General features: G+C 61.4%; 23 protein-coding genes and 1 tRNA gene. 8 read left to right on the forward strand and 16 right to left on the reverse strand.

Annotated elements, in window-relative coordinates:
- Positions 1-110: 110 nt before the first annotated feature.
- Positions 111-187 (reverse strand) — tRNA-Met (locus tag IHQ72_RS11485).
- A 341-nt stretch (positions 188-528) separates the two neighbouring features.
- On the opposite strand from IHQ72_RS11485, the gene IHQ72_RS11490 reads away from it, so the two are divergent.
- Complete coding sequence (locus tag IHQ72_RS11490; RefSeq protein ID WP_258122531.1) at positions 529-1494, forward strand: Gfo/Idh/MocA family protein; 966 nt, start codon at positions 529-531, stop codon at positions 1492-1494.
- Between the two features lie 48 nt (positions 1495-1542).
- Here IHQ72_RS11490 and mnmA read toward each other — a convergent pair whose 3' ends face one another.
- Complete coding sequence (mnmA, locus tag IHQ72_RS11495; RefSeq protein ID WP_258122532.1) at positions 1543-2733, reverse strand: tRNA 2-thiouridine(34) synthase MnmA; 1191 nt, start codon at positions 2731-2733, stop codon at positions 1543-1545.
- 273 nt (positions 2734-3006) lie between these two features.
- Between mnmA and sciP the strand changes: the two genes are divergently transcribed.
- Positions 3007-3282, forward strand: a complete 276-nt coding sequence (gene sciP, locus IHQ72_RS11500; protein ID WP_006203587.1) for a CtrA inhibitor SciP — start codon at positions 3007-3009, stop codon at positions 3280-3282.
- A gap of 440 nt (positions 3283-3722) precedes the next feature.
- On the opposite strand, the gene IHQ72_RS11505 is transcribed toward sciP, so the two are convergent.
- Positions 3723-4100, reverse strand: coding sequence for a flagellar export protein FliJ (locus IHQ72_RS11505; RefSeq protein ID WP_029349790.1), 378 nt, complete (start codon positions 4098-4100; stop codon positions 3723-3725).
- Positions 4101-4551: 451 nt separating this feature from the next.
- Here IHQ72_RS11505 and ctrA point away from each other — a divergent pair, with 451 nt between their 5' ends.
- Positions 4552-5247, forward strand: a complete 696-nt coding sequence (gene ctrA / locus IHQ72_RS11510; RefSeq protein WP_006203583.1) for a response regulator transcription factor CtrA — start codon at positions 4552-4554, stop codon at positions 5245-5247.
- A 118-nt stretch (positions 5248-5365) separates the two neighbouring features.
- Here ctrA and IHQ72_RS11515 read toward each other — a convergent pair whose 3' ends face one another.
- Entirely contained in the window at positions 5366-5734 is a 369-nt protein-coding gene (locus IHQ72_RS11515) for a response regulator (RefSeq protein ID WP_258122534.1), read from the reverse strand.
- Positions 5735-5982: 248 nt separating this feature from the next.
- Entirely contained in the window at positions 5983-6612 is a 630-nt protein-coding gene (chpT, locus tag IHQ72_RS11520) for a histidine phosphotransferase ChpT (RefSeq protein ID WP_123149338.1), read from the reverse strand.
- Between the two features lie 398 nt (positions 6613-7010).
- On the opposite strand from chpT, the gene IHQ72_RS11525 reads away from it, so the two are divergent.
- Together IHQ72_RS11525 and IHQ72_RS11530 are read left to right on the forward strand one after the other, a co-directional pair.
- Positions 7011-7550, forward strand: a complete 540-nt coding sequence (locus tag IHQ72_RS11525; RefSeq protein WP_245319184.1) for a DUF1134 domain-containing protein — start codon at positions 7011-7013, stop codon at positions 7548-7550.
- A gap of 148 nt (positions 7551-7698) precedes the next feature.
- Complete coding sequence (locus IHQ72_RS11530) at positions 7699-8865, forward strand: coiled-coil domain-containing protein (RefSeq protein ID WP_258122535.1); 1167 nt, start codon at positions 7699-7701, stop codon at positions 8863-8865.
- Positions 8866-8894: 29 nt separating this feature from the next.
- Here the strand turns inward: IHQ72_RS11530 and IHQ72_RS11535 are convergent, their stop codons facing one another.
- The 6 genes from IHQ72_RS11535 to IHQ72_RS11560 all read right to left on the reverse strand — a co-directional run bounded on the left by IHQ72_RS11535 (position 8895) and on the right by IHQ72_RS11560 (position 13999).
- Positions 8895-9698 carry a TrmH family RNA methyltransferase gene (locus tag IHQ72_RS11535; protein WP_258122536.1) on the reverse strand — a complete coding sequence of 268 codons (804 nt, stop codon included), beginning with the start codon at positions 9696-9698 and terminating at the stop codon, positions 8895-8897.
- Positions 9699-9933: 235 nt separating this feature from the next.
- Positions 9934-10272 carry an ArsR/SmtB family transcription factor gene (locus tag IHQ72_RS11540; protein ID WP_258122537.1) on the reverse strand — a complete coding sequence of 113 codons (339 nt, stop codon included), beginning with the start codon at positions 10270-10272 and terminating at the stop codon, positions 9934-9936.
- Between the two features lie 155 nt (positions 10273-10427).
- The gene (locus IHQ72_RS11545) at positions 10428-11207 is read right to left on the reverse strand and encodes a HugZ family pyridoxamine 5'-phosphate oxidase (RefSeq protein WP_258122538.1); all 780 of its coding nucleotides are present in this window, start codon (positions 11205-11207) and stop codon (positions 10428-10430) included.
- A 39-nt stretch (positions 11208-11246) separates the two neighbouring features.
- Entirely contained in the window at positions 11247-12419 is a 1173-nt protein-coding gene (locus tag IHQ72_RS11550) for a CaiB/BaiF CoA transferase family protein (RefSeq protein WP_258122539.1), read from the reverse strand.
- 6 nt (positions 12420-12425) lie between these two features.
- Positions 12426-13187, reverse strand: coding sequence for a 3-hydroxyacyl-CoA dehydrogenase (locus IHQ72_RS11555; protein WP_258122540.1), 762 nt, complete (start codon positions 13185-13187; stop codon positions 12426-12428).
- Positions 13188-13462: 275 nt separating this feature from the next.
- Positions 13463-13999 carry a GNAT family N-acetyltransferase gene (locus IHQ72_RS11560; RefSeq protein ID WP_258122541.1) on the reverse strand — a complete coding sequence of 179 codons (537 nt, stop codon included), beginning with the start codon at positions 13997-13999 and terminating at the stop codon, positions 13463-13465.
- Between the two features lie 283 nt (positions 14000-14282).
- Here IHQ72_RS11560 and IHQ72_RS11565 point away from each other — a divergent pair, with 283 nt between their 5' ends.
- Complete coding sequence (locus IHQ72_RS11565) at positions 14283-15272, forward strand: glutathione S-transferase family protein (RefSeq protein ID WP_258122542.1); 990 nt, start codon at positions 14283-14285, stop codon at positions 15270-15272.
- A gap of 1 nt (position 15273) precedes the next feature.
- Here IHQ72_RS11565 and IHQ72_RS11570 read toward each other — a convergent pair whose 3' ends face one another.
- Positions 15274-15774: an NUDIX domain-containing protein gene (locus IHQ72_RS11570; RefSeq protein ID WP_192363627.1), complete on the reverse strand. Its 501-nt coding sequence runs from the start codon at positions 15772-15774 to the stop codon at positions 15274-15276.
- Positions 15775-15827: 53 nt separating this feature from the next.
- Here IHQ72_RS11570 and IHQ72_RS11575 point away from each other — a divergent pair, with 53 nt between their 5' ends.
- Positions 15828-16742 (forward strand): metallophosphoesterase family protein, encoded by a 915-nt coding sequence (locus tag IHQ72_RS11575; protein ID WP_123149405.1) that lies wholly within the window; start codon positions 15828-15830, stop codon positions 16740-16742.
- Positions 16743-16852: 110 nt separating this feature from the next.
- On the opposite strand, the gene IHQ72_RS11580 is transcribed toward IHQ72_RS11575, so the two are convergent.
- The 4 genes from IHQ72_RS11580 to leuA form a co-directional block, all read right to left on the reverse strand.
- Complete coding sequence (locus tag IHQ72_RS11580; protein WP_258122543.1) at positions 16853-17476, reverse strand: hypothetical protein; 624 nt, start codon at positions 17474-17476, stop codon at positions 16853-16855.
- 121 nt (positions 17477-17597) lie between these two features.
- On the reverse strand, positions 17598-18419 hold the full coding sequence (locus IHQ72_RS11585; RefSeq protein WP_258122544.1) for an alpha/beta fold hydrolase: 822 nt from the start codon (positions 18417-18419) through the stop codon (positions 17598-17600).
- A gap of 122 nt (positions 18420-18541) precedes the next feature.
- On the reverse strand, positions 18542-20314 hold the full coding sequence (locus IHQ72_RS11590) for a tetratricopeptide repeat protein (protein WP_258122545.1): 1773 nt from the start codon (positions 20312-20314) through the stop codon (positions 18542-18544).
- Positions 20315-20612: 298 nt separating this feature from the next.
- Positions 20613-22352 (reverse strand): 2-isopropylmalate synthase, encoded by a 1740-nt coding sequence (leuA, locus tag IHQ72_RS11595; protein ID WP_258122546.1) that lies wholly within the window; start codon positions 22350-22352, stop codon positions 20613-20615.
- A 411-nt stretch (positions 22353-22763) separates the two neighbouring features.
- On the opposite strand from leuA, the gene IHQ72_RS11600 reads away from it, so the two are divergent.
- Positions 22764-23930: an ATP-grasp domain-containing protein gene (locus tag IHQ72_RS11600; protein ID WP_123149351.1), complete on the forward strand. Its 1167-nt coding sequence runs from the start codon at positions 22764-22766 to the stop codon at positions 23928-23930.
- Positions 23931-23935 lie beyond the last annotated feature (5 nt).

A 23935-nucleotide genomic window follows, 5' to 3' on the forward strand; every position in this document is an offset into this window, starting at 1 on the left:
CAGGAAACCCTTGGAAATCAACGGTAGTGGTTTGCAACATGGCGCGACATGAAAATAACCTAGGGTGGCTGGATGCCCTAGGTTAACACTTTGATTTATTGAGAGAATTTTGGTAGCGGGAGAGGGACTTGAACCCCCGACCCCAGGATTATGATTCCCGTGCTCTAACCAACTGAGCTACCCCGCCAGGGCGGCGAAAGGTCCGAAATCCGCCTTAAGAAGGCATGTCGAAGCGTTCGCCAAGGTCGGGCGGATATAAGGTTGGGACGCCAAGCCTGTCAAGCATCGATGCAGCCGGCATGCCGGCACATTCTATCGCATTGTGCTTTCCGAAATCGGAATCGATCTTCCGGAACGATGCGAAGCTTCGCGGTCTTGAGACGCGTGCCTTGTGCGTGCAAGCGGACGCACGTCGCGCCAATGGCCGGAAAGCTTTGCCGGGCAGATAATTGGGCACAGAAATGCCGGGGTTGAGTTCGGCGGGGCGCGCCGCTATGTCTCGGCCACGAAATTCTAGAGTTGGAATTGATGAAACCGCGCATTGCAGTCCTCGGTTGCGGATACTGGGGCAGCAACCACATCCGCACCCTCAAGGCGCTCGGCGCGCTGCACGCGGTCTCGGACGTCAACCCTGCCCGCGCCGAAGGCTTCGCCAGTGAGCAGGATTGCCTGGCGATCGAGCCGGAGGCGCTCTTTATCCGCAGCGACGTCGATGCCATCGTCATGGCGCTGCCGCCGCAGTTCCATGCCGACATGGCGGTGCGCGCCGTCCAGGGCGGCAAGGACGTGCTGGTGGAGAAGCCGATCGCGCTGACGGTGGCGGATGCCGAGCGCTCGGTGACGGCGGCGGCCGACAATGGCCGTGTCTTCATGGTCGGCCATGTACTGCGCTTTCATCCAGCCTTCGAGACGTTGAAGGCGCTGATCGACAATGGCGAGCTCGGCGAGGTCCGCTATATCCATTCGCACCGGCTCGGGCTCGGCAAGTTTCACACCGAGAACGATGCGCTGTGGGACCTTGCGCCGCACGATCTGTCGATGATCCTCGCCATCACCGGCACAGAACCGATCGAGGTGCGTGGCGAGGGGGCAGCGCTCCTCGACAATCTCAGCGATTTCGCGCATCTGCACATGCGCTTTCCCAACGGTCTGCGCAGCCATCTCTTCGCGTCGCGGCTCAATCCCTACCGCGAACGGCGGCTGACCGTGGTCGGCACCAGGGCGATGGCGGTGTTCGACGATGTCGAGCCGTGGGAGCGCAAGCTCGCCGTCTACCGTCACGCGGTATGGCAAGACAGCGGCCAATGGGCCTTCACCACCAACGAGCCGTCCTATGTGGCGGTAGGCGAGGGCATGCCGCTGACGCGAGAGCTCGAGCATTTCATCCAGTGCATCGAGACGCGGGCAGAACCGCGCACCAGCGGCGAGGAAGCCATCAGGGTGCTGCGTATCCTGACCGCTGGCACGGTTACCCACACCGGATCGTCTTCCTGAGAGAAAGTGCCGCTGTGTTAGAGCCTGATCATCCCGATAGGATCGGGATCATTCGGCGGGAATCTGCGCCGGGCGGGCTGCCAGCCGCGTCAGCATCGCCTCGGCCTCGGCGCCACGCTCGGAACGCTCGATGAAGCCGCCGCCGAACACGCGGGCCTGGTTGCCGTCGTCGGAATAGAGCACGCAGGCCTGGCCGGGCGCGATGCCGGACTCGCCGTCGACCAGTTCCACCGAAGTGATCCCGGCGTTGTGATGCAGCACGGCCGGGCGCGGCGGGCGTGTCGAGCGGACCTTCGCGAAAAGCTCCAGCCCGGCCGCCGGGATGTCGGACAGCGCGGCGTCGCCCAGCCAGTTCATGTCGCGCAAATAGATCTTGTGCGTCTCCAGCGCCTCGCGCGGGCCAACGACGACGCGGGCTCGATCGGCGTCGAGATGGACGACGTAGAGCGGCTCGCCCGAGGCGATGCCGATGCCGCGGCGCTGACCGATCGTGTAGCGCAAAATGCCTTCATGGCGGCCGAGCACGCGGCCGTCGATATGGACGATGTCGCCCGGATTGGCAGCAGTCGGCTTCAGCTTGGCGATGATGTCGGAATATTTGCCCTGTGGCACGAAGCAGATGTCCTGGCTGTCCTGCTTGGCGGCGACCGTCAGCCCCATTTCCTCGGCGATGGCGCGAACCTGCGGCTTCGACAGGCCGCCAAGCGGAAAGCGCAGATAATCGATCTGCGCCTGCGTGGTGGCGAACAGGAAATAGCTCTGGTCGCGGTCCGCGTCGACCGGCCGGTACAGTGCGCGATGGGCGCCGTTGGCGCCGGAGCGGATGTAATGGCCGGTGGCCAGCGCGTCGGCGCCGAGCTCCTTGGCGGTCGCGAGAAGGTCGGCGAATTTCACCGTCTGGTTGCAGGAAACACAAGGGATCGGCGTTTCACCGGCCACATAGCTCTCGGCGAAGGGGTCGATCACCGCCTTGCGGAAGCGCTCCTCGTAATTGAGCACATAGTGCGGAATGCCGAGCGTCTCGGAGACGCGGCGGGCATCGTCGATGTCCTGGCCGGCGCAGCATGAGCCGGCCCGGTGCGTTGCCGCGCCATGGTCGTAGAGTTGCAGCGTGACGCCGACGACATCATAGCCTTCGCGCTTCAAAAGACCGGCAACGACCGACGAGTCGACGCCGCCCGACATGGCGACAACGACGCGGGTGTTTTCGGAACGTCCGGGAAGGTCGAGGCTGTTCATGGTTCTTTCGTTCTGCACGGCGCCCTGGATGAGGGGGCTTGAATGCCAATGGCCGGAATATAGGTCAAGCTTTCCGGGTACGCCAGCTTCGCGAACCGGCCGATTTTTTTGAACGGATTCGGCGCTCGCGGGCAGATATCTCAAATGCCGACGAAAAGACTAACGCGGCGTTCATGATCCTTACCTAGCTATTAGGGTTCGCTTAGGCAATTTTTAAAGCTGTGGCGGTAATGTGGTGGGGATTGGGTCTTTGAGTTTTTAGTAGAGAGTACGATGACCGATCTTGTTAGACCGCGCGTCAAATATGTTATCGGGCCTGACGGCAGCCCCCTTACGATTGCCGATCTGCCGCCGACGAACACGCGTCGCTGGGTTATCCGGCGCAAGGCGGAAGTGGTGGCGGCTGTACGGGGTGGGCTTTTGAGCCTCGAAGAGGCGTGCCAGCGCTACAAGCTGACCACCGAGGAATTCCTGTCCTGGCAGGCGTCGATCGACGAATATGGCCTTGCCGGCCTGCGCACGACGCGCATCCAGCAATATCGGCATTAAGGCTCGTTCGAGGAACTCAAAAGGCGCGACAATCCGCGCCTTTTTGCATTGCCGCAACGGTTCTCTCTGCTTCAGACGGTCAGCACCACCTGCCGATCGGTCGAGAAAGGCATGAGCGGCACCTGCTTCTTCGAGCGGGTCTTTGCGACAGGGACGGCAAGCTTTTTCGCGTCGACCTTGCCACGTTCCACGGGGCCTGCGCGGTCGGGCACGACGCGCCGAACTCGGCCAGAACCTGGTGGGCTGCTCAATCAGATAAGGTCCGGGCCGGAATCGCCTGCGCCGGACATCAGGGATGCCCGGATGCGGGCGGTCGCGGAACATGAAGGGAATTTGGTAGCGTGGGCCTGAAACTGGCAGCTGCTCGACCAATGAGCGGCGACGTTCCAGATGAGCAACGCCCTGATCGCTGGGTGTTGACTGGCCTTAAAGCCTTGTTTTCAGCCGATCATGGCGCTGCGGCCGCCGGTCTCGGCGTCGCGGATCTTGGTGTCGCGCGATTCGAGCATTTCCGCTTTGGAAAGCTCCGCTTCGGCTTCGCCGAGCAGTGATTCGGCAACGCTTCGCTGCTGGGCGAGGTCGCTTTGCGAGTTTCTGAGATTGTCGCGGCGCAGGCGCGCTGCCTTGGCGAAGGTCGGATAGGCAAAATGGTTGATGTCGGTGATGCCGGCTTTCTTTTCTTCGGCAGTGATCTGGAGCTCCAGTTCGACAGCCATGCGCTCGAATTCAGCGATCATCATGTCGAGTTGCAGCAATTGCCGCCGCTTCTCATTCACCTGGAACTGCTTCAGCCGAACGAGGTTTTCACGTGACTTCATGATTCGGTACTCCTGGAAACGCACACCTGCACATATCGTCCAATCCACCTGGCAAACCTCAGGCTTCACCCGTTTCCACCGACTTTACAGGAACTATGGAAAACAAATTCCTAAAGTTTTTTGCCGGCGGTAACCATTCGTTTACGGGCATTGTTAATCATACGGCTCAGGACTTAAGGCCGGGTAAAAATTCCGGCTCTCGATGCGGAAGCACGGCCAGCGAGTCCCTGGAGTCACTTAGTCTGGCTTATTAATGTTTTGCATTAGCGGTTTGGTTCTGTGATTCACTATTAGATTCAACAAGGTGTAGAAAGGGGTTAAAAAATCTGGTACCGTCAGCGGCACGGAATTAGGTTTTGTTAACCATTAGATGGCAGCCTCTGCTCAGGCAATCACTGCTCCGGTCCTGGACGGGTCGTGAAATGGTCCGGCAGCAGAAAAGGGGAATGAAATGCGTGTTCTGCTGATAGAAGATGACAGTGCAACCGCACAAAGCATCGAGCTGATGCTGAAATCGGAAAGTTTCAACGTCTATACCACCGATCTTGGCGAAGAAGGTGTCGATCTAGGCAAGCTCTACGACTACGATATCATCCTTCTCGACCTCAATCTCCCCGACATGTCGGGATACGAGGTCTTGAGAACACTTCGCCTTTCCAAAGTAAAGACGCCGATCCTTATCCTCTCCGGCATGGCCGGCATCGAGGACAAGGTACGCGGCCTCGGCTTCGGCGCAGACGACTATATGACCAAGCCGTTCCACAAGGACGAACTGGTCGCCCGCATCCACGCTATCGTGCGGCGTTCCAAGGGCCATGCCCAGTCGGTCATCACCACCGGCGACCTGGTGGTCAATCTCGATGCCAAGACCGTTGAGGTCGGTGGCCAGCGCGTGCATCTGACCGGCAAGGAATACCAGATGCTGGAGCTGCTCTCGCTGCGCAAGGGCACTACGCTCACCAAGGAAATGTTCCTCAACCACCTTTACGGCGGCATGGACGAACCGGAACTGAAGATTATCGACGTCTTCATCTGCAAGCTGCGCAAGAAGCTCGACGCCGCTTCCGGCGGCCAGAATTACATCGAGACGGTTTGGGGTCGCGGCTATGTGCTGCGCGAGCCGGAAGATATCCGCGTCAGCGCCTGAGCTGACGACGCCGATCCGATCGATTTTCCTACAAAATCCGGCTTCGGCCGGACTTTTGCGTTTGTATCGCAGACATTAGAGCGCCAATTTCCGGGGCCACGCGCCAGGGATCGGCGAATCAGGCTGCAATTCTCAAGGTGCGGAAGCATTCGAGAAGTTGCGGCCGATTGAACGGCTTCAGCAGATAGCCCTGAGCGCCGGCGCGCTTTGCCCGCATGATCGAAGCGACGTCGACCTCAACCAGCGAAATCAGGATCTGGGGCTGTATCGGACTTTCCATGGCGCGTATGCGGCGGATGACGTCCTCCGCCTGCATGTCCGGCAAGGCGCCGTCTACGACGATGATATCCGGCATGTCGGCAGTGCACATCTCGATCGCGTCAAACCCGCTGGCAGCTTCGATGACCAGCATGTCGGAACCACCCAGGATGCGCTTTGCAACCTTCCTGATGACGCTCGAATCGTCGATGAACATGCAGCGTTTCATTTCCGGGCCCTCTTTGCCATGCGGCAATCCGGCAGCGTCGCGGTACTGAAAGGGCACGGTACGATCAATCCGGTAAAGAAGCTGAAAAGCCGATAGGTAAAATTTTTGCAAGAACAGCTTTTACGGAAACTTCTTGACCGATGCTTCGGCCGAACTTGCCTGGAAGGCTCATTTCATTCTACCGTGATGGCGTGGTAAATATTGTCTAAAAACACTTGTCTATTCTTTTCAATCATTTCTTAGTAACTTCAAGCAGCCGATAGTACGATTTCTTCTGCGGTTGCGTGGATCGATATCGTCATGTTCGCCTCGCGCGCCAGAAGCAAAGTGTAGTAGGGCTGCACCGAATGCGCGTCGATCGGTTCTTCAGGCCTGTTGCCGGAATGGAGTTCCAGGAATTTGGGCGGCACGCGCAGCATCGGACCGCTCGCGGCGAGCGCAAAGCGGGGTTCTGTGTCGAGGTTTTCAAGCGTAACCGTAAGCTTACCGCCACGGGGAATGGCGGCGTTGGCGACGAGAATGAGATTGAGCAGCAGCTTTACCTTGTTCTTGGGCAGCAGCGCACGGGTTCCGTTCCAGACCAGTTCCGGCTTCTCGTTCTTCAAAAAGGCGATCGCAACGGCCTCGGCGTCCCCCGTGTCGATCATCATGCCGGCAGAACCGGCTGCGCCGAAGGCGATGCGGGCGAATTGCAGGCGGGCCGAAGCGTTTCTGGCGCTCTGCCGAATTAATTTCATGGCATCTTCGTCGGCGCCGCCTTCGTCGAGCAGCTCAAGCCCGTTGTTTATAGCGCCGACCGGCGAAATGATGTCGTGGCAGACCCGGCTGCACAAAAGCGCTGCGAGATCGGGTGCGGAAAGGGTGAAAAGCTCGGCCATCGGCGAAAGTCCCTGCAAAATTTCACTAGAAATGGCCGCGCGATAAATGATCACGCCTGCCCACACGAATCACGCTCTCTCCCAAGGCCTTGAATACACAGCGCCTGAGCGTGCAGCAACAAATCCGGAATTGTCGTTATCGAAAATGGTGTGTTCACGCAGGGTGCGGATACTGCGGGGCGATGCGAAACCAGCTCGAAAACAGCCTTCTAACCGCCATCTTCATGTGAAAGCTTAATGGTTGAAAAAGGATTACGGCATAGTTTGCCCATAACAGTCATCCTTAGCGGCCGCCAAAGAGCCGCACGGATGTGAGGCGTCGGCGAAAGTGCTCCCTGACGGAGATTGGAAGCATGTTTTCCCGATACTACGACCGGAGTTTTTTCCGTGTCACCTCAATGGCGATCGCTCTCATGGGCCTTGTCATCGTCTTTTCGACCTCGCCTTCGCGGGCCCAGGAATACACCGCTCAGGAGATCGTCGATTCCGGTCATAAATTCTTCGGCGCGACGTCGGGCGGGCTCGCCACCGTCGTCGAGAAAATTTTCGCCTCCTACGGCCTGCCCAATGGCTATTTGCTTGGCGAGGAGGGCTCGGGCGCGCTGATCGGTGGCCTGACCTATGGCGAAGGCACGCTCTATACCAAGAATGCCGGCGATCACAAAGTGTTCTGGCAGGGCCCGTCGCTCGGCTGGGATTTTGGCGGCGAGGGCTCGCGGGTGATGATGCTGGTCTATAATCTCGACGACGTGAACAGCCTCTACAATCGTTTCGGCGGCGTTGCCGGCTCTGCCTATCTCGTGGCTGGCGTCGGCTTCAACGTGATGAAGAACAACAATGTGCTGCTGGTGCCGATCCGCACCGGCGTCGGCGCCCGGCTTGGCGTCAATCTCGGTTATCTCAAGCTTACCCAGCGCGCCACCTGGAATCCATTCTGAGCAAGCGGCTGCCTCGCCGTCTCGACTGGTTCCAAGGTCGACGATCTGAACATTGCTGCGGCAGACCCTTGCCGCAGCGCTGGAATTCCGTCATGCGAACGTGGCACAGTCGCTTACGGTTGTTTGCCGTCCATAACGGATAGTCACCTTGGTTCAGTCGGTCCTGTTCTTTGTCCTCGGCTTTCTCTGCGCCGGCTTTGTGGCGCTGATGATTGCCCCGGCCATCTGGCGGCGGGCCGTGATGCTGACGCGCAAACGCGTCGAGGGCTCGATGCCGCTGACGCTGGCCGAGATCCAGGCGGAGAAGGATCGCATCCGCGCCGAGTTCGCCATGTCGACGCGCCGGCTCGAGATGAGCGTCAAGTCGCTGCGCGAGAAATCGGCCGAACAGCTTGTCGAGATCAGCCGCGGCCGCGAGGCACTGAAGGAGATGGCGCTCGAGCGGAAGGACAAGAAACAGGCCCTTTCCGAACTCGAGGCCAAGGGCGAAGACCTTCGGCAGCGCGAAGACCAGTTGCAGCTTTTGTCAGATCGGCTTGCTCAAACCGAGCATGCCCTGGAAAAGCGTGTGCGCGAGCTGAAAAAACTGGAGCACATGTATGACGACGCCAGCTTTTCTTCCAGCAGCCGTCAGATCGAACTTGTGGCGCGCGAGTCCGAACTGCAAAAGCTGGCCGACGACATTTCGGTGCTGCGTGGCCAGCGCAAGGAGGCGGACAGGCGTCAACAGGAGATCGCGGCCGAGAGCAAGGCCGCGCGAGACGCGTTGAAGGCCGAGAAGAAAAGGACCGGCGAACTAGACAAGAAGGTCGAGCGCCTGCTCGCCACGCTTGCCGATCGCGAGGACAAGCTTGACCGCCGCGACAAGGAAATCGCGCGGCTTCGCGAAAAGTGGAAAAGCGAAAGGGTGGAAAACGCCTCCGCGGTGCGTCTCGTCGGAGTGCAAGGCAGTCAGGCCGATGCGGCCGTCAAGGACGACGACGACACCCAAAAAGCCATCGCCAAGCTCGACAGCGACCGCGAGCGGTTGGAGGCGAGGCTGACGGAACTGGCCCGCGAGAACAAGAAACTGAAAACGGATCTTGCCGCCTTCGAGGCATCCAAATCCGAAGACGGCGACGATGCGCGGGCCAGCGCTGCATTGCGTGAGCAGATGAGCGACCTGGCGGCGCAAGTCGTCGCCCTGACGGCGAAGCTCGACGGGCCGGAGTCGCCGATCGCAAAGGTTCTTGCTGCACCCGACCAACCGGGAAGCGGCGAACGCAGCCTTGCCGATCGCGTGCGGGCGCTGCAGAAGGCCGAATCGGCGCATTGAGCCCAGGCAGTGATGCTGTCTTTTGCGACTCAGGTCCTGCCTGTCGAAAAATAATGTAAGGCGATGGCTGACGCGGCGGCGACATTCAGGCTGTCGAAGCCTTCTGCCATATCGATCCGCACCGTCCGCAAGCGGGCGAGCAGGCTTTCGGGCAGGCCTTCGCCTTCGGTGCCGAGATAGAGCGCCAGCCGTTCAGTCCTTTTCGCATCGCGGATGCCGGTTTGCCCGCGCGGCGACAAAGCGAACTGGCCGAAGCCCAGCCGGTCGAGCGCCGCGGTGAAGCCGATGGTCTCAGTGAAGGAGGCGAAGGGAACTTTCAGCGCGGCGCCGACCGAGACGCGGATCGCCTTGCGGTACAGCGGATCGCAGCAGGTCGCGTCCAGAAACACCGCATCGGCGCCGAAGGCGGCGGCGTTGCGAAAGATCGAGCCCATATTGTCATGGTTGGCGATGCCGAGCAGCACGACGATCAACGCGCGGGCGGGCAGGGTATCCAGCAAGGCCTCTGCAGGCTGCGCCGCGCCCTTGCGGCCGATCGCCAATATGCCGCGATGCATGTGAAAGCCGGCAATCCTGTCCATGACCTCGCTGGCCGTGACGTAGACCGGAAGGTCCGCGGGTGCCTTGCGCAGGGTTCCGTCGAGGCCTGCCAGCCGGTTTTCGAGTACCAGCACCGATTCGGCCGAAAAGCGTTTGGCCGCGAGCAGCATTTCGAGCACCACCTTGCCTTCGGCAACGAAGCGGCCCTGCCGGCCGGCAAGATCGCGCTCGCGGATGTCGAGATAGGCGGCGACGCGCGGGTCTTGCGGGTCTTCGATACGAATGGGGCGCATGCTTGCCTCGGCGGACACGCATCGCCCCGAAAAATCGTAGTGGGTTTTCGGACAACTCGATGCGTGGATCCAAAGTACTTTCTGCGTCGAAGTGGATGCAAGTCGCTCTAAGAACCGTCCGCGAGGTAGGGGTGCTTGGGCCAGTTCTTGCTTTTATGCATGTCGTTATCCCAAAACCGCTTCGCACCCTCGGGTCAAGCCCAAGGCAGGCTTTGGGCGACATGCATTCGCCCGGTCAAGTCCCGGAGCGACGCAGGCGGTACGCCATCTGCGACAACTCACCTTCGCCGAAAATCCGGTCCAACGTGTTGAGAAGTTCGCGCACGGCATCGGATTTGCAGGAATAGTAGATCATCTGCCGGTCGCGCCGGGTCTCGACGAGATCGAGCGCCCGCAGTTTGGCCAGATGCTGTGACAGGGCGGATTGGCTGAGCAGAACCTTCTCGGCGATAGCACCGACCGACATTTCACCGTCGGCCAGATAGTTCATGATCAACAGTCGTTTCTCGTTGCCCATCAGCGTCAGAAACGCAGCCGCTGATTCGGCATTGGCGATTAGCTTTTTCGAGACCATCGATCCCCCACACCTTCCTGCTCATCCGGCGCTATGGGGGCAATAGCGTCTGATTCCATAGACTCACTCGCGAATGTGCGCTGGCGATTCAACGCTACCGGGAAAGGGTAGAACATTTCACTCAAACCTCAAGACTTGCTTTCGACCCGACACGATTAACTGTCGGACTGTGTTTCGTCTGCAACTCGGCCGGTCTTTGCCATGTCGACCAGAACACGCCTGAGCTCACGCGCTGTCCTCAGTGGCTCGGGGAAGAAGACCCGGCAGACATCGTCGCCCAATGCCAGGTCCATGCCGTCGGCGTCGAAGCCGGTGATGGCCCAGCCGTCGCCTGCGGCCTCGGCGAAATGGCGCGCGTAGACGGCAATTGCGTCGCTATGGTCGGCATTCATATGGTCGAGGGCGGATTGTTCACCAGCGGCAAGCTCTTCGACGATCGGAGCGGTCGTGACCAGATCGGTGCGCTCGAGCAAGTAGGCCTTGCCGAAGCCGCCGTTGAGACTGGCCCGCTCCGGCTCGAGGCGGAAGATCGAGAAATCGCCAAGTCCGGCATAGAGCTTCGCCTTGGGGTTGCGGTTGAGATAGCGCCGTTCGGCGCGGGCGTGCTCGCCGGATCCACGCTCAAGCCGTGCTGCCCGACAGACGAGCGTCAACCGCGGGTGTGCCAGCGGGTCGCCTCTGCCGGGCTCGCCGACAAGCAGCGAACAACGCGGGTCGGTAAGGATCGCGCCGGTATGGGCGGACAGCATCGAGACAAGGATCAGCGGCGCGCCGTCGATATCGGTGGCGACACCAACCCTGCTGGCTAGCGGCGAACCGGTCCCGGGCTCGATCACCGCCAGCGCGCCGAAACGGGCGCTGCGGATCAGCGTCTTCGCCAGCCTGATCGCTTCGGCGTCGGTCTCGCGGATCACGTCCTTTTTTCGGTCGTCCAAAATCCACACCGTCTTAAGCTGATTTGTATTCTCCGGTTATCAACCCATCACACCGGATTTGACAAGGGCCTCAGTTTCGCTTTCCGAAAGGCCGAAGCGTGCCAGCACGGTCGCCGCCTGACAATCGTGATCGGCCGGCATGGTGGCAAGCGTCGGCCGGGAGCGCGAAAAGCGCGGCGCCGGGGCGGGGCGCTCAAGCGCACCCGACGTCACAAAGGCCTTGCGAGCGCGATTGTGCGGATGATCCCTGGCTTCCCGCAACGACAGAACCGGTGCAACGCAAGCATCGGTCGCAGCAAAGAGACGGTCCCAGTCGTCCCGTGTCTTCTGCCCGACCCGATCGACAATGGCAGCGCGCATCTGCGGCCACAACGTCCTGTCGTATTGGCCGTGCACAAAACGCTCGTCGAGCGGCAGCAGTCTTGCGAATTCAGCGAAGAACCGGGGTTCAAGGCAGCCGACGGCGACGTGGCGTGCGTCCGCCGTCTCATAGGTGTCATAGAAGGGCGCGCCGGAATCGAGCAGGTTCGCGGCGCGCGTGTCACTCCACAGGCCCGCTGCCATCAAGGCGTGCACAGGTGCCGCCAGCATCGAAGCGCCCTCAGTCATCGCGGCATCGATCACCTGGCCCCTGCCGGAGCGCGAACGCTCAAACAGGGCGGCCAGTGCGCCGGCAACCAGCATCACGGCGCCGCCGCCATAGTCGGCAACGAGGTTGAGCGGTGGGACTGGCCGGCTTCCTTCCTGGCCGATGGTGTGCAGCACACCCGAATAGGCGAGGTAGGTGATGTCGTGGCCGGCACGACCCGATAGCGGTCCGTCCTGGCCGAACCCCGTCATGCGGCCGTAGATCAGCGCCGGGTTGCGCGCCAATGCCGCATCCGGCCCGAGACCAAACCGCTCCATGACATCGGGACGAAACCCTTCGACCAGAATGTCGGCCTTTTCGGCAAGGCGCAGCACCAATTCGGCGCCTTCCCAGCGCCTTAGGTCAATCCGCAGGATGGAGCGGCCGTGACGGTCGATGTCGTATTCATCCGGTAGCGACAGGAACGGCTGGGTCGACCCAATCCGCTCGATGCGCAGCACCTCGGCTCCCATCTCCGACAGCATCAGGCCGGCCAGCGGCACCGGTCCAATCCCGGCCATCTCGATCACCGTCAGGCCGGCGAGCGGGCCGGTCTTCGCCTGCGGCGAGACTTCGGCACTCATGATCGACTACTTCGGCGCCATGCGGATGGCGCCGTCGAGGCGGATGATCTCGCCGTTGAGCATCTGGTTTTCGACGATGTGCAGCACAAGGGCCGCATATTCGGAAGGCTCGCCGAGACGGGACGGGAAGGGCACCGCGGCGCCCAGCGAATCCTGCACCTCTTGCGGCATGCCGGCCATCATCGGCGTCTTGAAGATTCCGGGCGCGATGGTGCAGACGCGAATGCCCGACCGGGCAAGGTCGCGCGCCACCGGCAGCGTCATGCCGACGACGCCGCCCTTGGAGGCTGAATAGGCGGCCTGGCCGATTTGACCGTCATAGGCGGCGACCGATGCCGTGTTGACTATGACGCCGCGCTCGCCGCCCTCCAGCGGCTCAAGCTTCGCGGCCCGGTCGGCAACGAGGCGGATCATGTTGAAGGTGCCAATCAGATTGACCTCGATCACCTTGCGGTACTGATCGAGCGGGTGCGGACCGTCCTTGCCGATCGTCTTCATGCCGATGGCGATGCCGGCGCAATTGACCAGGATACGGGGTTCGCCGAACTTTTTTACCACTTCCGCCACGCAAGCAGCTCCGCCGTCGGCGCTGCTTACGTCGCATTGGATGGCGATGCCGCCGATATCGGCCGCAATCTTCGCCGCACGCTCGATGCCGAGGTCGAGGATTGCAACGCCGGCGCCCTTCGCGGCCAGTGCACGCGCCGTCGCTTCGCCGAGGCCGGAGCCGCCGCCGGTGACGATCGCAATCTGGCCGTTCGGGTTCATGCCAGCGTCCTCCCTCTAAAGCGCGTCGAATTGAAACGGACTCAATCGACGCGCTTTAGGCTTTTGTTTTTAAGCATGTCGTTATCCCAAAACCGCTGCGCACTTTTGGGCGATATGCACTACAGCGCCGCGCGTCCTTTCGGACGCGCAAAGGACGCTGTAGCACTTTATTTGCGCATGATCCTTTCCGAAAATCGATTCCAATTTTCGGGATTATGCGCTGACCGGCCACATGCTACGAAGCCCGACAGGACGGCGCAACAGCGTCGGGATGGTCACGCCATCGCGGCGACGTTCGCGGCAATCCTTGCCTGATCGGCGTGGCAAACCTCCCCCACCAGCCTTGCCACCGCGCCCGGCACGATCTCATGCGACAAAAGCCGGTCGAGATCGACCGGGCGCGGCATGGAGATTTGCCCACGCGGGATTCTCTTGAAGCCGAGCGGGCCGTAATAGGGCTCGTCGCCGACAAGCATCACGGCCGGCATGCCGGCCTTGGCGGCGGCTTCCAGCGCGATCGTCACCAGCCGGCGGCCGATGCCGAGATTCTTGAAGGCCGGCCGCACGGCAAGCGGTCCGAGCATCAGCGCACGACCCGCGCCGGCCGCGATGCGCGTCATGCGCACCGAGGCGACAACGATTTTGCCATCGACGGCCACGAAGGACAAAGCGCGTTCATGCGGGCCGCCCTCACGGATCTTGTAGGCGCCCAGCACGAAACGGCCCGGCCCGAAGGCTTCGTCGTTGATGGATTCGATTTCGGGGTCATGCGCCGGAGTTTCCGGCAGGTATTTCACGTCGGCAAGGCTCATGGTCTTTGCGTTCCGGTATACGGGAAAGGTTTGCTGCAAACGGCAGCGTTCGCCAGTCAGCGCTTCATCAAGCGCGGGCGCCCTTTCGTCGTCGGTCGAACCGGATCAAAGCAAAGTCGAACATGCGGATTTTCCGCTAGCACCAATCTTCAGCCACTGCAATCGGCCGTTTCCACTGGCGCCCTTCGTTTGCTGCCCTGGCGATTGACGAACTGTTCAACGCCTGGCGATTTCCGCATCGTCGGTATGTGCCTACATCCCTATGAAGACGAAAGGACATCGCATGGGATTGCTGGTCGACGGCAAATGGCAGGACCGCGGGTACGACACCAAGGGCAGCGACGGCGAGTTCGTGCGGGCACAGTCGCAATGGCGCGACTGGGTCACCGTTGACGGTACGCCGGCCGAAGGCCGCAAGCGCGGCTTCAAGGCCGAGCCGGGCCGCTACCATCTCTATGTCTCGCTTGCCTGTCCCTGGGCGCACCGGACGCTGATCTTTCGAGCACTGAAGAAACTCGAGGACGTGATTTCCGTCTCGGTCGTCCATCATTTCATGGGCGCCAACGGCTGGACCTTCCTGGCCGAGGACGGCGCCACCGGAGACACGCTCTACGGTTTCGATTTCCTGCATCAGATCTACACCAAGGCCGATCCCGCCTATTCCGGCCGCGTGACGGTGCCGGTCCTGTGGGACAGGCGAGAACAAACAATCGTCTCCAATGAGTCCTCCGAGATCATCCGGATGCAAAATTCAGCCTTCGACAAATGGGGCGACGCCAGCCTCGATTTCTATCCGAAAGCACTGCGCGGCGAAATCGACGCAGTCAATGCGCTGGTCTATCCCTCAGTCAACAACGGCGTCTACCGCGCCGGCTTCGCCACGACGCAAGCGGCCTATGAGAAAGCGTTTGGCGAACTGTTCTCGGCGCTCGATAAACTCGAGGATCGCCTATCTCGCCAGCGTTATCTCGTCGGTGACCGCATCACCGAGGCCGATTGGCGGCTGTTCACCACGCTGGTCCGCTTCGACCCGGTCTATGTCGGCCATTTCAAGTGCAACCTGCGCCGCATCGCCGACTATCCGAACCTGTCGAACTATCTGCGCGATCTCTATCAGGTCCCGGGCGTCGCTGGCACGGTGAGCCTGCACCACATCAAGGCGCACTATTACGGCAGCCACGAAACGATCAACCCGACGCACATCGTGCCGGTCGGACCGGAACTGGACTACGCCGCGCCGCATGACCGCAATCGGTTCAGGAAGGCGGCGTGACCTACCAGTGGGGCGACGCCGCCTCGCCGCCAAAAATCTCGCCAATCCGTCGCAACGTGGCCGGCGTCGTTCCTTCCGGCAGGCGGTCGAGCGGAAAGAATCCGGCTGCGGCGATCTCGCGGTCCGGCAGCTTCGGCGCCGTCTGATTGAACTGCTCGACCAAATAGAGGCCGACATGGTCGCGGCGGCTGGCCCGATGGTTGAAATGCATCGATTTCAGCACCGGCGGCGCGGTCAATGCAATATTGCCCTCCTCGGAGAGCTCGCGCGCCAGCGCCTCGATCATCGTCTCGCCCAGCTCGACGCCACCGCCGGGAAGCTGCCAGCCCGGTACATAGGTGTGGCGAATGAGGAAGACGGAATTGGACGTGCGGTCGTGGATCAGACCGCGCACCCCGAGCGTCATCGGCCGCCGCAGCACGAAATACAGATGAAACAGCCTTGCTCTGAGACCCGGCCAGCCGGCCTGGCGGAAAGCTTGCTCCGGATCGGGCCGCGTCATCACCCACGAAACCGTGGGTGGAAAGCAGCGCGCGCGTCGCTTATGAAGAGAGGATGTTCAGGCTCGCGCATATTTCCGATATCCATCTGGGACCGCTTCCCGGTGTAACCTATCGCGATCTCGCCTCCAAGCGCGTGGTCGGTTACGTCAACTGGCAGCGCAACCGCCGCCGCCATATGCGCGATGCCGTCATCGACACGATCGTCGCCGATATCAAGGCGAGCGCACCGGATCACCTTGCTGTCACCGGCGATCTGGTCAATCTGGCGCTCGATGGCGAGATCGAGATGGGCAAGCACTGGCTGGAGACGCTGGGTTCTCCCGATGATGTGTCGGTCGTTCCAGGAAACCACGACGCCTATGTGCCTGGCGCCTTCGACAAGGCCTGCCGGTCGTGGACGGCATGGATGACCGGCGACGGCGTCAATACGCCGATCGACCGCGACGCCTTTCCGTATCTGCGCGTGCGTGGCAACGTCGCGCTGATCGGTGTGACGACGGCGCGGGCCACGGCTCCGTTCATGGCCAACGGCTTCTTTCTGGAAGACCAGGCGGAAAGGCTGCGCGAAGTGCTCGATGCAACGGCCAAGCGCGGACTGTTCCGGGTGATCATGATCCACCATCCGCCAGTGCGCGGCGCCGTTTCGCAGCCCAAGCGGCTGTTCGGCATTGCCCGCTTCCACAAGGTCGTTCAGCGGCACGGGGCCGAGCTTGTGCTGCACGGCCATTCGCACGAGCCGACGCTGTTTTCCATCAATGGGCGCGGCGCCAAAATTCCAGTGGTCGGCGTCGCCGCCGCAGGGCAGGCGCCAGGCGGCAGGCGGCCGGCGGCGCAATATAATCTGTTGGAGATCGATGGCGAAAAGGACAATTGGCGGATCAGGCTGACGCGACGTGGCCTGACCGGGCCGGCCATCCCGCCTTCCGATCTGGAGATTCTGGAGCTTGGCGCGGACGCTATGGCCTAGAGCCTGTTCCATCCCGATAGAATCGGGATGGGGCTCTATCTTTTTGTTTGACTATGATCTTTTCCGAGAACCGGTTTCCACTTTTCGCTACGCGGACCTTCGGTTCAGGATCATGGTCCAAAGCTCAGTCCCATCGCAACAAGGCGGTCCCAGAACAACACGATCGATACAGCCAGCCCGACCAGGGCGCCTGCGGCGATCAGGCCGAGACCGGAGAGAAACGCCGACCAACGCTTGCCGCGCGGGACGGATCGCAGTGGCGGCTCGGCTTCCGGGACCAAGGCACGCTTCAGGCCGGCGACAGCCTGCTCGACCCCGCCTTCCATCATTCTCTGGCGTTCGACGACGCGCTCCGCGACGTAGCGCGTCACTTGATCGGCAACCGGTTTCATCTCGGTTGATTCGGCGAGCACCACCCGGCCGATGCGCGTATCCCTGAGGAAGCGATAGGTGCGGCGGTCGCGCCCCATGGCGACATGGCTGACGGCGTCGATCCAGAGGCGCGGCTGCAGCCCGGACGAGACGGCGAAGTCGAAATTGTCCATGTCGGCGGGCACGTCGGCGAAGATGGGCGCGAGTTCGGCGGCAAGCAATTCCAGCCGCATGCGATGCGCCTCGCGCATGTCGACCACGACGTCGTCGCGGTCGGCGAAGGCGTTTTTCACGTCGCGAATGGCGTCGGACAGTTTTCGCGACTGATCGATCTGGGTTATGTTCTCGCCTGCATCCTTCATCGGCGTTTGCCTCGCGGGTTTGGTTAACACCGAATTAACACAGCCGTCGGCAAAATGCACTTGCGAGATCGACAGCCCTTTAAGCGGCTTACCAGACAAAACCCGGCCCGAAGCCGTGCCCTCAGTCTTTGGCAGGGAGGGATCGATTCGCCGCGGCGGATTTTGGACGAAGCGGCCTGGCGCGACGTTTCATGTTGCGGCGGACGATCTCGGCGATCAGGCCGGGCGCTTCCTCGACCAGCATATGGCCGGCCTCCAACACGTGGTGCAGGTGGAAATGCGCCGGCAGACCATCGGCCTGTGTGAAGGGCAGCACCGCGTCGTCTGTCCCCCAAACCACCATCACCGGCATGGTGAGCGTTTCGAGCCGTTCGCGCGGGATGACGCCCTGCCGATCACCCTTGGTCATGACAGCCGCGATCTCGACAAGTTTCTGCAACTGGCCGGGACGCGCACGCATTTCGCCAAGCACATCCACGATGCGCTCCGAGGGCAGGCTTTGCGGTCCGGACATGGCGACGAGGCAGGCGCGAAGTTCGCTCTTGCCGGCAGCGGCGGCGTAACGGCGCAACAGCGGGCCATTGATCTCAGTCCCAAAACCGCCCGGCGCCAGAAGCGTCAGCGACGCTAACCTTTCGGGCTCGGCCAATGCCATCAGCACTGCCGCCGCTCCGCCCATCGAGTGGCCGACGAGATGCACCCTCCTAATTCTGCGTGCGGCGAGATCTGCAAGAACGGCCCGGGCGGCCGCCTTGGCCGGACCGCCACCCGGAAAATCGAGGGATAGCCCATGGCCCGGAAGATCATAGGCCAGCGTCCGTGAACCAAGTGCCAGTATCGAAATCACCTCATGCCAGTCGTCGTGGCAACCGCCGAAGCCATGCAGGAAGACAACCGTCTTCGGACCGGCGCCCCGTTCGGCAGCGTAAAGGGATGAAATCATGCAATTTTATGGTTTTATTGCAAAATCAACAGGATGCGAAATTCCAGATTGTGGCTGGATTGCGCCTTGCCCCAGCCGATGGCCAGTAAAATTTTCGCGATCAGCTGTGCTAATTTAGAAAGCTAGCTGGCATTGCCGAGCCCGGCGGCACGCAACGCCTCGACCAGCCGGTCGGTCAGATCGGCGGGGTATGTCCGCTCGACAAAGGTCGCGCGCGGATCGGCAGCGAATTTCGGGAATTTGACAGTCATCTCGTCCACAAGTTCATGCGCCAGTTGATTGCGGCCGGTCGCCTTCGCGCCGATCAGCCGCGCAGCCAGATAGTGCGATTTCGTCGGCGTCGCTTGCAGCGCATCGCTGGCAAGCGCGGCCTTATTCATATCGCCCGCCATGAACTGCCCGACGAAAAGCCCGTAGTCCCACCAGGTCGGATGCGCGCTGGAGGTTTCGGCGGCGTGAGCAAGGATCGGTGTTCCCTCCCTGTACCTGCCGGCGAAAATCAACCCATAGGCGTAAGCTGCTGCCATGCTGAGGTCGTAAGAGTTGAGTTCGTAAGCCTTGTGCATCCAGCGGATCGATTCCTCCGAATTGCCGAGGCGGGAGTTGAGATAGCCATAGGCACGGTGCGCATAGGGGCTGGTCGGCCCCATCTGCACGGCGCGACGGGCAAGCGACATCGCCTGTTCGATCGTTGCGCCGGCTGGATAGGCGTAGTGATCTGTGGCCGCCTCGAGATGCAGTGTCGCCAGCTCCGAATAGACGAGCGACGATTTCGCATCCCGATTGATCAGGTTTTCGAGACAGCGATAGGCAGCCTCATGGGTTTTCGCGCCCTGGTCGAGATAGTACTTGTCGTTGAGCAGCAGACATTCCGTCAGGCCGGTCTGAAGATCGCTCTGTTCGATATAGTTGTAGATCGTGCCAGAGGCGGGAACGGCCGAACTCAAAATGCCGGCGACACTGTCCTCGACGGCGGAGGGTGTGCTGTCGGCGGCAGTCAAGTTGCGTGACAGCAGGACCCGTCCAGTCGCCACGCTTTGAAGCTCCAGAGTGACATCGCCTGCCGTTGGTCCCGGCAAGACATCGAATACGAAGCTGATTGCATCGGTGACCGGATCGGGCGGGCCGTCGGCGTCCCGACCGATGAAGTTGACCGTGTCGAAGCCGCTGAGCCCGGCGCGCAGCGATGCCGCGACGCGGGCAGCCTCGGCACTGTTGGTTTTCACCGCAATGTAGACGAGCGGCAGGCTTTCAATCGGAGCCCATGGCGCAATGCTGCCGGTTGCCACCGCATTTTCGATCGTCGACGCGGTTTCGCTTCCCGCCAGCAATGCGCCGCTTCCCTGACGAAGGATCAGCACGCCCAGCATGGCGATGACCAGAGCGATCGCCAGCCAGAAGAACTGGAGATGGCGCAGCAGCGACGGTGCCGGCTCGCGAACGACAGGGGACATCAACGATGCGGCACCTGCGGCCATGCCGGGTTCCTCGAGCGATCCCGACAAGGTGGCAGCCGCCTCGGTGTGTTCCTCCGGCTCGACCGGCAGGCGGATCGCGTTGAGTTCGTAGGATGGAACATAGCCGCCACGCGGAATGGCGATGCGGATCGGCTCGGCAACACCCTCATTGGCGAAGTAATGCTGCAGAAGCTCGCGCAGCCTGCCCGCCTGCACCCGCACCACGGCGTCGGTCGACGGATCGAAATCGCCGTCCTTGCCGAAAACATCCATCGCGATGGAAAAGCCCTTGAGCTTGTCGGCTTCGCCTGCCTGCTCGCGCTCGACCAGGTAGCGAAGCAGCTTACGCGCTCGTTCGGATCTCCCGAACGTTTCGCTGGCTAGCAATCGCTCCAACGTCTCGCGCACTGCGGGGGCGGCAGGCGTGGCATGCTGCAAGTGTCGATCCTTTCGAAGTCGGCACAGGTTAAGACGCAATCATATAGAGCCTGCCCTGCCATACAAGCATGCACCCATTACGCGATCGCGTACCCCACCGGATAATTTTCCGGTGGTTAACGGCGCGAAAGGCCAGAGCAAGATGATACCGTCCGGGTTCATCTTGCTCCAGCGCTGTTAGCTTTCGACAGCTTGTCTAGAGCGGTTCAGCTTTTTGATAGAACCGCCGAACCGCTCTAAGTATTCGTTTTGCGCAATTCCAGACGGAAAACCGCTACGCACTTTTCCTGGAATTGCTCTAGTCGACCTTTCGGCCGACGATGCGGTTGGCGGCGGAAACGACGGCTTCCAGCGAAGCGGCCACGATGTTGGTGTTGATGCCGGCGCCGAACAGCTTGCCGCCGGGATGCTCCATCTCGACATAGGAGATGGCCGACGCATTCGAGCCGCGCTGCATGGAGTGCTCCGAATAGTCGAGCACCGACATCGGCACGCCGACATGGCGCGACAGCGCGTCGACAAAGCCGTCGATCGGGCCGGTTCCGGAGCCTGAAATCGTCACCTCCTTGCCCCTGTCCAGGATGACCGCCTCCACCGCACGCCGGCCCTTGGTCTCGAGGTCCGGATAGGTGTGGTGGTCAAGGAACTTCAGCCGCGCGCCGGGCTGATCGACATAGGTTTCGAGAAAGCGCTCGTAGATGCGCTTGGCCGGCACCTCCTTGCCTTCGGCGTCGGTGATCGCCTGGATCGCCTGACTGAACTCGATCTGCAGGTTGCGCGGCAGGTTAAGGCCGTAGTCCGCCTGCAGCACATAGGCGATGCCGCCCTTGCCGGACTGCGAGTTGATGCGGATGATCGCCTCGTAGTTGCGTCCGACATCGGCTGGGTCGATCGGCAGATAGGGCACTTCCCAGTATGGCGTGTTGGCCTTGCGCAACGCCTTCATGCCCTTGTTGATGGCATCCTGGTGCGAGCCGGAAAAGGCGGTGTAGACGAGCTCGCCGACATAGGGATGGCGCTCGGCGATCTTCAACTGGTTCGAATATTCATAGACGTCCTTCATCCGGTTGATGTCGGAGCAGTCGAGCTCGGGATCGACGCCTTGCGTGTACATGTTGAGCGCCAGCGTGACGATGTCGACATTGCCGGTGCGCTCGCCATTGCCGAACAGCGTGCCTTCGACGCGGTCCGCGCCCGCCATCAGGCCGAGCTCGGTGGTGGCGACGCCGGTGCCGCGGTCGTTGTGCGGATGCAGCGAAATGAGCAGGTTCTCGCGGTTGTCGAGGTTGCGGCACATCCATTCGATGCGATCGGCATAGACGTTGGGTGTCGACATCTCGACCGTGGACGGCAGGTTGATGATCAGCTTGTTTTCCGCCGTCGGCTTCACGATTTCGGTGACGGCGTTGCAGATTTCCAGCGCCACTTCGAGCTCGGTGCCGGTAAAGCTCTCCGGCGAATATTCGAAACGATAACCGCCGCCGGCCTTCGCCGCCATGTCGGTGATCATCTTGGCAGCATCGGTGGCGATCCGCCTGATGCCGGCAACGTCCTTCTCGAAGACGACGCGGCGCTGCAATTCGCTGGTCGAATTATAGAAATGCACGATCGGGTTGGTGGCGCCCTGCAGCGCCTCGAAGGTGCGGGTGATCAGTTCCGGCCGGCACTGCACCAGCACCTGCAGCGAGACATCGGCTGAGACATTGCCTTCTTCGATGCACCGGCGGGCGAAATCGAAATCGGTCTGCGAGGCAGACGGGAAGCCGATCTCGATCTCTTTGAAGCCCATGTCGAGGAGCAGGGCGAACATGCGCGCCTTGCGCTCGTGGCCCATTGGGTCGATCAGCGCCTGGTTGCCGTCGCGCAGGTCGACCGAGCACCAGATCGGCGCCTTGTCGATGACCTTCGAAGGCCAAATGCGGTCGGTGAGACCGACCGTCGGGTAGGGTTGGTATTTCCGGGCTGCCTCCGGCATGCCCCGGGCTGCATCCTTGCCCATCTCCCCGCTGTCTGCGCGGATCTCTTCTCGTGCGTTCATTGTCGTCTCTCCCGGCGGCTCGCGGGGTCCGCCTTCAGGCGGATTTGGTGCCGAGCGGCGCCTTTACCAGATGTTCATTCGCTTGATGTGACTTGCCAATTTTGAGACTGGCCAAGGAGCATGCGCGTGAGCGGCGGTTCGACCGCCGGGCGCTCCTTCAGCGAACCCGGCGATCGCCGATAAGGCCGAGAAGCAGCAGAGCGGAAGCAAGCGCGCGCACGGTCTCGCCAGCAAAGCCGGTCTGACGGGAAGCGACGGAGGTGGCGCGGTTGATCATGGCGGTTTTCATACAGGAGCGGCTAAGGAGAGGCAAGTGGGCTGCATGGCGGCGCTGTGCGCGCCCTTCCCCACACGCGGCAAATGCGCCAGACTGGGCTGTCGACTTGGTGACAATGCCGGGGGAGGCCGTCCATGAATTTCGTGTTCTTCTCGCCGCATTTTCCCGCTAACGGCGCCGACTTCTGCGATCGGCTGAGGAAGGCCGGTGCCACCGTGCTCGGCATCGGCGACGCGCCCTATGAAGCGCTGAACGGAAAACTGAAGACGGCGCTGTCGGAGTATTATCGCGTCGCCGACATGGAGGACTACGAGCCGGTGTTCCGGGCGATGGGCCATTTCATCCACAAATGGGGCCGCATCGACCGCTTCGAGTCGCTCAACGAGCATTGGCTGGAACTGGAAGCCAACATCCGTACCGACTTCAACATCTTTGGCACCAAACTCGATTTCGTGAAGAATTTGAAGCGCAAGAGCCGCATGCGCGCCTTCTTCCGCAAGAGCGGCGTCGAGACCATACCGCAGCGCAAATGCTCCGACCGGGCCGGCGCCATGACCTTCATCCGCCGCGTCGGCTATCCCGTGGTGGTGAAGCCGGACTCCGGCTCCGGCGCCTCGAACACCTTCAAGATTTCCAATACGAGGGAACTCGACCAATTTTTCAAGGACAAGCCGGAAGATGTCAGCTTCGTCATGGAGCAGTTCATCGAGGGGCTGGTGGTGACCTTCGACGGGCTGGTCAACCGCGACGGCGAAGTGGTGCTGGCGGCCAGCCACCGCTACGACCAGAGCGTCATGGAGGTGGTCAACCGTGATCGCCACATGAGCTACACCTGCTTTCCTGAGATCAGCCCGGCAGTCGAGGAGGCCGGCAGAAAGATCCTCAGGGCCTTCGACGTGCGCGAGCGCTTCTTCCATATCGAGCTGTTCGAGACCAAGGACGACCGCATCATCGCGCTTGAGGTCAACATGCGGCCACCCGGCGCCTGGATGACCGACGCCATCAACTATACGTTCGACATCGACGTCTATGCGGCGTGGGCCGAGATGGTGGTCAGGGATGCCGCTGGCGGGCCTTACAAGGGCAAGTACTTCACCGCTTATGCCAGCCGCAAACGGCACCTCCACTATTTGCATAGCCATGCCGACGTGCTAGCCGCCCACGGCGACAAGATCGTCCACCATCAGGCCATCGAAGAGGTTTTCAGCCGCGCCATGGGACACTACGCCTATCAGATGCGTTCCAAAGACGCCCAAGCGCTGCGCCAGGCGGTCAATTACATCCACGCGGAAAAGGCGTGAGGCCG

It is taken from the genome of Mesorhizobium onobrychidis, assembly GCF_024707545.1.
Taxonomy (GTDB): domain Bacteria; phylum Pseudomonadota; class Alphaproteobacteria; order Rhizobiales; family Rhizobiaceae; genus Mesorhizobium; species Mesorhizobium onobrychidis.